The sequence below is a fragment of the Streptomyces sp. SID3343 genome (assembly GCF_009865215.1).
Taxonomy (GTDB): Bacteria; Actinomycetota; Actinomycetes; order Streptomycetales; family Streptomycetaceae; genus Embleya.
Genome location: NZ_WWJX01001284.1, coordinates 1 through 579 on the forward strand (window position 1 = coordinate 1; position 579 = coordinate 579).

Sequence of the window (579 nt, forward strand, 5' to 3'; positions counted from 1 at the left end):
TCGGTGAAGGCGCCGCCGCGGGCGGGGGTGCGGCGTACCTTGTCCGCGCCCGACGCCGCGGCCGGCTCGACGGGCAGCACCGCGAGGTCGGCGCCCAGGATCGGCTTGATGCCCGCTTTGGCACAGCCCCGCGCGAAGACGACCGCTCCGTACACCCCGTCCCGGTCGGTCAGCGCGAGCGTGTCCAGGCCGTGTTCGACCGCGCGCTCGATCAGGGTGCGCGGGTGCGCGACGCCGTATTGCATGGAGTGGCCCGAGGCGACGTGCAGGTGGGCGAACGGTCGGTTCATGGGTGGTGCGTTCAATCGGTCGGTGCGGGTGGGGCGAGTTGTGGTTGGGCGATACGGGGCGGCAGTGCCAGCAGTTGCACCACCAGGCGGAAGAAGGTCTCCACGTCGCGGAGCAGGTCGTCGGCCTCACGGCCGGTGGCCGCGCCGGGCAGGCCGGCCTCGGCGGCGGCGCGCTTGCGGGCTCCCGACGCGAAGAAGGCCGCCCACTCGGTCAGTTCGGGGGCCACCCTGGGCAGCAGTTCCCACGCGCTGCGCGGGGCGCGCCGGCGGCGGCCCGGGCGCTGCTCGT

Annotated in this window: 2 protein-coding genes; both read right to left on the reverse strand. The window is 74.8% G+C overall.

Annotated elements, in window-relative coordinates:
* A partial coding sequence (locus GT354_RS40235; RefSeq protein ID WP_161361441.1) for a PHP domain-containing protein occupies positions 1-290 on the reverse strand: 290 nt, incomplete at its 3' end.
* Between the two features lie 11 nt (positions 291-301).
* Positions 302-579, reverse strand: a 278-nt coding sequence (locus GT354_RS40240) for an SAV_6107 family HEPN domain-containing protein (protein ID WP_237535929.1), incomplete at its 5' end; no start/stop codon positions are given.